Source organism: Microcoleus sp. Pol7_A1 (genome assembly GCF_036701085.1).
GTDB lineage: Bacteria > Cyanobacteriota > Cyanobacteriia > Cyanobacteriales > Microcoleaceae > Microcoleus > Microcoleus asticus.
The window spans coordinates 23,720-32,378 of sequence record NZ_JAUBQD010000071.1 but is presented as its reverse complement, the minus strand read 5'-3'; the positions used below and the strand labels follow the sequence as shown (position 1 = coordinate 32,378).

At 46.7% G+C, this 8,659-nt stretch carries 6 protein-coding genes and 1 pseudogene; 3 read left to right on the top strand and 4 right to left on the bottom strand.

What is annotated here, in order from left to right; genetic code table 11:
* Nucleotides 1-208 (top strand): annotated as a pseudogene (locus QUA20_RS27185) (ABC transporter ATP-binding protein); the annotation flags it as partial.
* Between the two features lie 106 nt (nt 209-314).
* Here QUA20_RS27185 and QUA20_RS27180 read toward each other — a convergent pair.
* Together QUA20_RS27180 and QUA20_RS27175 are read right to left on the bottom strand one after the other, a co-directional pair.
* Complete coding sequence (locus QUA20_RS27180; protein ID WP_333192875.1) at nt 315-1,967, bottom strand: alpha-amylase family glycosyl hydrolase; 1,653 nt, start codon at nt 1,965-1,967, stop codon at nt 315-317.
* Nucleotides 1,968-2,454: 487 nt separating this feature from the next.
* Nucleotides 2,455-3,174, bottom strand: coding sequence for a response regulator (locus QUA20_RS27175; RefSeq protein WP_172190274.1), 720 nt, complete (start codon nt 3,172-3,174; stop codon nt 2,455-2,457).
* A 398-nt stretch (nt 3,175-3,572) separates the two neighbouring features.
* Between QUA20_RS27175 and QUA20_RS27170 the strand changes: the two genes are divergently transcribed.
* A complete protein-coding gene (locus QUA20_RS27170; RefSeq protein ID WP_333192872.1) occupies nt 3,573-5,441 on the top strand; it encodes an ATP-binding protein in 1,869 nt (622 codons plus the stop codon).
* Between the two features lie 463 nt (nt 5,442-5,904).
* Here the strand turns inward: QUA20_RS27170 and QUA20_RS27165 are convergent, their stop codons facing one another.
* Nucleotides 5,905-6,432: an orange carotenoid protein N-terminal domain-containing protein gene (locus tag QUA20_RS27165; protein WP_333192870.1), complete on the bottom strand. Its 528-nt coding sequence runs from the start codon at nt 6,430-6,432 to the stop codon at nt 5,905-5,907.
* Between the two features lie 327 nt (nt 6,433-6,759).
* On the opposite strand from QUA20_RS27165, the gene QUA20_RS27160 reads away from it, so the two are divergent.
* Nucleotides 6,760-7,125: a hypothetical protein gene (locus QUA20_RS27160; protein WP_333192868.1), complete on the top strand. Its 366-nt coding sequence runs from the start codon at nt 6,760-6,762 to the stop codon at nt 7,123-7,125.
* Nucleotides 7,126-7,357: 232 nt separating this feature from the next.
* Here QUA20_RS27160 and QUA20_RS27155 read toward each other — a convergent pair whose 3' ends face one another.
* On the bottom strand, nt 7,358-8,587 hold the full coding sequence (locus QUA20_RS27155) for a glycerate kinase (protein ID WP_333192878.1): 1,230 nt from the start codon (nt 8,585-8,587) through the stop codon (nt 7,358-7,360).
* Between the last annotated feature and the right edge of the window lie 72 nt (nt 8,588-8,659).

Below are 8,659 nucleotides of genomic sequence, written 5' to 3'. Positions count from 1 at the left end.
GAAGAAGGAAGAAGGAAGAAGGAAGAAGGAAGAAGGAAGAAGGAAGAAGGAAGAAGGAAGAAGGAAGAAGGAAGAAGCAGTAATAGCAATGGTTTCAGCGATTAAAAATGTCCTGACCGTCTTGGCGGTTGCTATAGATAAAAAGCTGTCAAATAACCCTTATAAGTTTGTAGTGATCGCATCCTTTCTGGGAGTTTGGGGGAATTAATAAAAAACTCAAGTCCTTACTACAAACAGTTTTTTGAGGGTTGGTAGTTAGGACTTTAGTCATCATATTTTTGAAGGGCGAATCAGTGCTTTCGACGCCTGAAAGCTTACTGCCAAACAAACACTTTCGCTTCGTATTCCGGCAAGTCGATCATAAGATTGTTATCGCCCGATTCAATATCATAATTGCCCGTCCATTCGTGCCAAGTTCCGTTTGCCGGGAAGTGGGGAACGCTGTAACCAGCTAGATAATTTTCCGACCAATTGACCACTACTACAACTCTCGAACCTTCATCGTTCCAGCGAGTGTAAGCAAAAACTTTCGAGTCGGGGTCTTCGTGGAAAAACTCGATGTTTTCTGTGTAAAGTGCTTGGTTATTTTTGCGCAGGTGAATCAAGCCTTTGTAGTATTCCCACAAACCTTTATTCATGTCATTTCCTAGCAGCGTCCAGTCAATTTTAGATTGCTCGATTGTTTTGGCTTTGTATTCGCCAAATTCTTCGCCCATCCAAATCAGCGGCACGCCAACTGCTGTCATTAACACCACCGTTCCCAACTTCGCCCGCTTGAATGCTGCTTCATCCAAAATTCCGCGATCGCCCAATTCGGCAAAAACGCGATCGTGGTCGTGATTGCTCAGATAATTCACTACATTCGTAGCACCCAAGTAACCTTGCCGCTTGCAGTCGATTACCTCTTTGAGCCGTTCTAAATCAAAATTGTCGCCGCACAGTTGTGGAATTATGGAGTGATAGAAACTGTCGTGCCAGCAGCCGTCCATCGGCCCGTCTAGATTCGTGATGCTGGGCTCGTCGGGAATGTATTCGGCAACGGTGTAAAACGGTTTGGGGCCGGCGGCATTTTTGGCTTCTTGAACTACCCAGTGCATGAAATCGTAGTTAGCAATTTGTCGCGCGGCGTCGAAACGAATGCCGTCGAGATGATATTCTTGAATCCAGAAGCGGACTGTATCGCCAGCAAATCTGCGCGCCGGGAAAGTTCCTAAGTTTTCGTCGTAGAATTCGTAGTTAAATTCCGGGCCCCAATTGTTGTCTGGATCGCGGGGTTCGTGGTGGTACCAATAATCGTGATCGATTTGAGTGAGGGGGCTCGACGCTTCCGAGTGGTTGTAAATCCCGTCCATGATGACGCGAATCCCGCGCCCGTGACACTCGTCTATCAGGTTTTTGAGTTCTTCCGTGGTTCCGTAGCTGGACTCGGCAGCGAAGAAATAGCGGGGGTTGTAGCCCCAACTGTAGTCGCCCGGGTATTCTTTGAGGGGCATGAGTTCGATCGCGTTGATGCCGAGTTCGACTAGGTAATCGAGTTTTTCGACGACGTGCTTGTATTGGCCGCGGGCCAGGGGATCGGCTTCACCGCCGGAAAAGTCGGCAACGTGCATTTCGTAAATCACTAATTCCCGATCGGCCGGCAGCGGTTTGTCGTCGTGTTTCCAGACGTAGGTATCCACAATGCGATCGCCGTCTTTGATCCGAACCAGGCCGTTTTGACTGGGATCGTCGATGTCAGTAGCGTAGGGATCGACCACATCTACCCACTGATCGGCTTCTAGAAACCAGCTTTTGGACTGAACGCGGAATTTGTATTGATAAACGCCATCCTCCAACTCAACTCGCGTGCGAAAAAAACCTTCTTCGTCCTTTTCCATCGGGATTTCTTCCCAATTAGAAAAAGAGCCAATCAAAGCAGCTCCTTTGTTGTAAGGAGCAAATAAATTGAATTCAATTGGAGCGGCCATAGTACCTCTTTCTAGGATATTCCAGTAGCAGTTGATACTTTTAATCTCGCAAATTTAAGCGAACTCAGGAATCACTCTGCGGATATAAGTTCTTTAACTGGTTAACTATTCCTAAAAGAATGGTAATCTTGCCCCAGCCGCTGCATTTTATGAAGTGAAATTGCGCAATATCGGCAGTGCGATCGGAATGTATCTAACTTGTTATTACTCGATAATAACTAATACTAAACTGACAATTATTTCGCATCTATCTTAAGGTATATTTACTTAATACAAATATTATTTAAAATATCTGCACTGGGATAGATGCAATTTGAAATTATAGCCTTTTTTAACAGGAAGCAATTCGCCGATCGGTACTCCGGGCGCATTTTACTTTTTCGGCAACAATTAGTCAGCCGGTGCTCCGTGCGCCTCCTACATTTTCGCCAGTAAGGTGCGCACTGCGCACCCTACTTTTAACTTGATTTTGCCTGATGATAAGGCTTCATCCAACCAAGCCAGAACGCAGGGCGAGAACTGCTGCTTGAGTGCGGTCATCAGCGCACAGCTTGTTCAGAATATTGCGGACGTGAGTCTTCACTGTACCGACAGTAATGTAAAGTTTTTCGGCGATTGCAGCATTGCTGTAACCCTGCACGATCAGTTCCAAAACCTCTAATTCCCGCTCGGTTAAAGGGTAAGTCTCAATAATGTGACTGAACTCGGGTTCGGCAGCCTTAATGGTGACTCTTTTGCCCTCAGCCTTCGGTTCTTCCGGTGCTGACTCCTTAGTGCGAGCTTGTTTCAGGACGATGCGGGCGATCGCAGGATCGATCCAAGAGTTACCTTCGTGAGTTACTTTTACTACATCCAACAACTGATCGAAGCTGATATCTTTCATGCAGTAAGAGTCAGCTCCGGCGGCAAAAGCTGCCAGAACTTCTTCTTCATTGTCCTGAAAAGTCAGAATCAAAATTTTGGTATCCGGATCGGACTCGGCTACCGATTTTTTAAACTTTTGTGTCAATTCAATACCGTCAAAATCCGGCAAGCCAATGTCTACAATTGCCACGTCAGGTTTTGAAGACTGAAGCAGTTTCAATCCCTCAGTAGCGTTAGCGGCATCCCCGACAACTTCTATCGTGTCACGCTGTTGTAAAGCTGTGCGGATGCCGACTCTTGTCAGGTCGTGGTCTTCTATCAAAGCAACGCGAATTTTACTCATCTTTTTTCCAATAGTCCGCTAAACTTTAAAAATATCGTCAATTGACTCAGCCTAACTGAGCAAATTTGAGAAGGTGTCCGGATTTAGGGTTTGACAGGCCGCACATCATTTTTAAGCATACTCATCCAGCCGCCAAGAAAGCAAGTTAAGTTTCAAGTTATTTTGCGGCGATCGCCTGCACGAGTCCGATCGGGACAGGTAAGCTCTCAATGTTTTTATAGTTTAACTGAATAATGCCATTGTCCGTCCCTTGATAGAGGTAAAGATACCACTACCCAGATAGATTTAAAGTATAAAAAATTTTGATGCACTTGGGCCGTCAAAATCAATAAAGCTAGCAGCATGAGTCTTTAGCCGTTGTTAGGGCTCAAGTTCAATGCTTATTGATAAAACCTCTTATGAGTCACTCTCACGGCAATAACTTTTTTCGCTCGGAGTTTTCCGGCGCGGAAATATTACAGGAAGTATCTGATATAATCTCTCCTTTACAGCAAGTTGGCGACAGCGAAACTCAGGACTATCGCCTGTTACAGGCAATTCCTGACATTGTTTGGAAAGCAAATGCCAACGGCTGGGCAACTTATTTAGGTCAGCGCTGGGAGGAGTACACGGGGGTACCAGCAGCAGTAGCTTTGGGTTTCGGCTACTTGGCGCGCGTTCACCCTGAAGACCGCGCTCGTCTGTTGGCGCAAGCGCGCACTTCTGAGTTCCCGCCGGAAAGTTACGAAATTCTATTTCGCCTGCAAACGCGAGAGGGCACTTACCGCTGGAACCTGGCCAGAGGAGCGCCCGCTAACCCAGACAATCAGGAAATTGTGGAGTGGGTGGGAACCTACAGAGATATGGAAGCGATCGAACAAACTCAAGCCGAGCCGCAAGCAGAACCAGAATTTTGGCGCCATCAAGCGCGCTCGGAAGCTAACTTCAGAGCAGAAAATTTGTACCAAGCCCAGACGCTAATGGACGCTGGGCAGGATTTGCGGGCGATCGAGAGATTTACAAATCTGTTGAGCCAGCGCGCGGGTAACTTGTGCCAGTTGTTGCAAGCGATCGCGGACGCGACTGTAGAGGCGATCGCCGGAGCTGAATTTTGCCTGGTTGCCCTCCCGGAGAGCGATTGCAACGGTCTCAAACTCAGGGCTGTCGGGGGCGCGGAAAACTTTGCACGTGCCGGCAAAACCCCGCACGTGCAAAACAAGCTGCTGTGGAAAGCATTTGCGACGGGAGAGCCTGTACTGTTGCGCTCGGAGTGCGACGGCTGGCTGCCGGCGGCGGCCTGTGCAGCGGCGATCGAGTCGGGGGAAACCGGGCGTTTGGGCGTGTTGGCGATCGGCAACGGGAAAGACAGCACGGCGATTGACAGGGAAACTCAGCAACTGCTGGCGGTTATGGGGAAACAAGCTGCGATGGCAATTAACAGCGCGCGGGCGATCGAAAAATTAAAAAAGCAGGAACAGCTTTTAGAGTTGCAAAACGAGCTGCTAATTCGCCAGCAGGAAGAACTGGAAAATCAGGGTCGGCGCATTCAACAGCAAAAATTGCAACTGCTAGAAGCAGCCAAGTTAAAATCGCAATTTTTGGACACCATGTCCCACGAATTGCTAACTCCCATGAATGGGATTATCGGCTTTTCCCAATTGCTGCTGCGCCAGCACAAACAACTGCTGACCGGCCAGCAAACAGAGATGGTGGGGCGCATTTTACGTAACGGCAAAAACCTGCTAGTGCTGATTAAGGATATCCTCGACCTCTCCAAAATCGAGAACAGCCGCACACAATTAGAAACTGAAGAATTTGATTTAGCGAATTTAGTAATGGATGTCGCCCTGGAATTCGGAAATCAAGCCACCGACAAGAATGTGGCAATGTTTGTCAGCGTTTGCTTGCAGAATCAGCTTATAGTTAATGACAAGTTGCGCCTGCGGCAAGTTTTGGTCAATCTCATTTCCAACGCGGTTAAATTCACGCATCGGGGCAGTATTTGCATTGAAGCGCGGGAATTAAATGGCGATCGGCTAACTATCACCGTTCGGGATACAGGAATCGGCATCGGTGAAACCGAACTGCCCGACATTTTCGACAAATTCCATCAAGCCGACCAAAGCAGAACCCGCCCATATCCAGGCACCGGTTTAGGACTAGCCATTAGTGCCTCTTTAGTCAAAATGATGAACGGCACAATTACGGTCGAAAGCCAACCAAAAAAAGGTTCGACATTTCGGATAGAATTTCCGCGAACTATTAACCCTAATCCACTCCAGTCCTGACTGCAAACATTTTTTATACTAATATCTAAAAAATAGGGCTATATATAGATTCTACGCCAGCCGCTGTAGGGAAACGGCAAGCCTTAAGCCGATCGCGGGGTTCTGCGACTTTTAATAATTGGTATAAGATTGATGATTGTAGCAATACTTTTTTAAACCGCTACTATATTTACAGCAGATTGCTGACCTCAAGAGTGATGTAATTGCTGCGAGCGGTAGCCAAGCAATCGCGATCGCTGGCAATGACATACTATAGCCGTGCAAATAAAAAAAGCAAGTATTAAAACCGGATTTAGTATAGATACCTGCGGACATAATGAGGTTTATTTATGCCCGCTAATTATAGAAAATCTGGTTTTAATCCCTCCTTTATTCTTCAGTCTGCGGAGGACGATCGGCGAAGCTCAGTCGAGCCGCAGGCTGCGTTTGACCCTATGCAGCGGTTTGAACCGCCAAGTCCGATCTAAAGACTAGAAGTTTTCCCTACTTCTGCCTGAGTATCAATTGGTTTAACATCGGTGTAGCCCATATTATTAGCTACGTCGCGCAGCACCGAAATTTGCTGTTCAAACTCAAGACCTTCAATTTGACCCAACACGCCATTGACAGCCTCAGTTGCCTCATATCCTTCGGGGATATCTACAATTTTTTCCCCCATACCAATAGCCCAAGCATACCAAACCACCAACTGATTGTTAGCCGTTAAAGCTCCGTAAGCGTGAGAATACGGCGTGTTGTCGCGGTTGACAATACCTCTCATTATATTCAGTTGTTCGTCATGGGAAAGCTTGTAAAAATCATCGAGCAGCACGGGAGCTAATTCAGGTTCAGCGGCGGCGGGAGCGGCTGGTGTAATTGAATCTCCCATTTTTTCATAAACAAAGTAGAGCAGCGCCAGTTTTTCATCTGTACCCAACCCGTTGATGGTCTGAAGGATGTTTTGAGTGTCGTTGGAAAGAGAGTGAGGATTGGTCGCGGCGGGCGAGTTCATAAATCAAATTCCTTAAAAGTGCTTCCAGAATATATAAGTATCAAGATTTGTAAGTGCAAGTCACCATCCCCGAGAGGTAATACGATTTGAGATTTGAGATTTGAGATTTGAGATTAAACTATGGGGAATACCTTAGTATGTATGGGTTTGGAGCTTGCATAAACTCGCATTTCTTTCGGAAACTGATGTAATGTTGAGCCGCTATCCTATAATAAATCATCCTTAAGATACAAGCCAACGATACATCTGCGGGTAGATGAAAAAGCATTGGATTTAAGTAAAGATAGATAAAGTGAATTGTTAAATAAAACTACCAAGGAGTCGGCTATGTCTGAAATCAATACAGAACCAAATGACACTGAAAGCTTTGACGCTGCTCAGATCGCTGAAAGCGCGGAAGCTGGAGAACAAAAGTTGCCGACCGTTAATGTATCAGCAGACTACGAAGCTTCAAAAGAATTTAGCGTTAGTGAAATCGATCGCACGGGTGCCGGCGCTGAAGCTGCCGCCGCTGCAACTGCACCTAAATTTGCTGTTCCCGCTCCTAAAGAGGTCGCAAAGCCGGCTGATTCCAGCAGCAATCCCGCTGATTTTCGTTCGATGGCTCAGGAAGTTAATCCCGAAGGTGTACCGGGCGATGTTACCGACGATTTGATCGAGAAAGCGATCGATCTTGGTACTCCCGGCAGTTAATTTAGAAATTCTCCATCCTCAATGCAAAACCTCTGTATTGTAGAGTGCTTGTGGCGCGCCTTAACCCTATAATTCGCGCGTCAAACCACTTTTTTTACACGTCCAGAATTCTCAATTGAATGCACGATAAGCTGCAATACAGTAGGGACACAACATTGTTGTGTCCTTTAAAGCTGCAATAGGGTAGGGACACAACATTGTTGTGTCATTAAAGCGTTAATTTGAAGTCTCCCTAATCGCTTAAATTTAAGTCGATCGCCCGACAAATTTTGCCGACAGTGCGATCGCTCAAAACTTCAATTACTAAATCCACCCGATCGCCCTCTTCAACCATCGACTTAATAAATAACTCGGGATGCAGCGCTTTCCAGAAATATTCGACAAACCGATGAATTTCGGCCTCTGACATTCCCGACTTCCCCGCCGCCATCATTTCCTGTTCCGCCTGATTGCGCCACACTTGAGAAATGCGATAATCTTGGGGATACAAAACTATCAACCGATCTAATCGGTTCCACAGCGGCAAATAGTCGTGCAGCTTCGCATTCATATCGCGCGCAAACTGACAGTCGCCCTCTGTGGAAATCGGAAAAGGTAAACCCGCCAAAAACTCGTTCAATTTGGCATCAACCACCGGATTGACGCCGACAAACCAACCTTCAAAAAGTACAATATCCGCACCGGAAATAATTTCGGGTTGACTTCTATCTCCTGCACCTCCGCAGGCAGATTTGTCAAACCTGGGAATTTCTATATCTATATTTTTAATTATATCCGGTTTTAGGGCATCAGACTTTGGATTGTCAACTGCTGCTAAATCGGGAGTTGGAAAACGGCGCAAATTGTCTAAAACAGCGATTCCCAAGTCAATATCGTGAGTGCCGGGGGGGCCTCGCCAAATTAGACGCGGGTCGGCTTTTTGGAGTTTTTGGCGATCGGCATAAGTCTTGTAAAGATCGTCTAAAGAAAGGCTGACAGTAGAATATCCTAATTTTCCTAGAATCAGCCTCAAAACTTGGCATAAAGTAGTTTTTCCCGTTCCTTGCCCTCCTAAAATTCCTTGAATTAAAGGACGGTTTAAACTTTGTTTTTCAGTCAATAATTGCATTGCCAGCGGCAGCCAAAGATTCCACAAAGTTTCGAGAAAAACAGTTGATTTCAGCGGCAAAGTATGCAGTTCGTCAAGAAGAGAAAAGAATAAATCGGTTTTGCTGCGGACAACATCGGCTGCATTCTCGGGAGTAATGCCAAAAGCGCGCGATCGCACATCATCCGCAAGTTCCCAACTTGCCAGGATCTCGAACTCGCGAGCAATCCTCTTCGCGGGCTTTCCTTCCGATCGCAACGCTTTCGCTAGCGGGCGATCCTCTTCGTTGGCGTAGCCCCCGTAGGGGCGGGCTTCGCTAGCGCCCGCTTGCCACCGGTGTAAAATGTCAACAGGGGTTACAGTCGATCGATTCATCAGCTCAAAACTCTCGCTAGCGGGGGCTGGTTTTGTACAAATACTATCCGCAACTGACAAATATTTCATCCT

Bases quoted from the DNA above. Each gene is read 5' to 3' on its own strand.
- QUA20_RS27180 (WP_333192875.1), bottom strand. From the start codon at position 1,967: ATGGCCGCTCCAATTGAATTCAATTTATTTGCTCCTTACAACAAAGGA.
- QUA20_RS27175 (WP_172190274.1), bottom strand. From the start codon at position 3,174: ATGAGTAAAATTCGCGTTGCTTTGATAGAAGACCACGACCTGACAAGA.
- QUA20_RS27170 (WP_333192872.1), top strand. From the start codon at position 3,573: ATGAGTCACTCTCACGGCAATAACTTTTTTCGCTCGGAGTTTTCCGGC.
- QUA20_RS27165 (WP_333192870.1), bottom strand. From the start codon at position 6,432: ATGAACTCGCCCGCCGCGACCAATCCTCACTCTCTTTCCAACGACACT.
- QUA20_RS27160 (WP_333192868.1), top strand. From the start codon at position 6,760: ATGTCTGAAATCAATACAGAACCAAATGACACTGAAAGCTTTGACGCT.
- QUA20_RS27155 (WP_333192878.1), bottom strand. From the start codon at position 8,587: ATGAATCGATCGACTGTAACCCCTGTTGACATTTTACACCGGTGGCAA.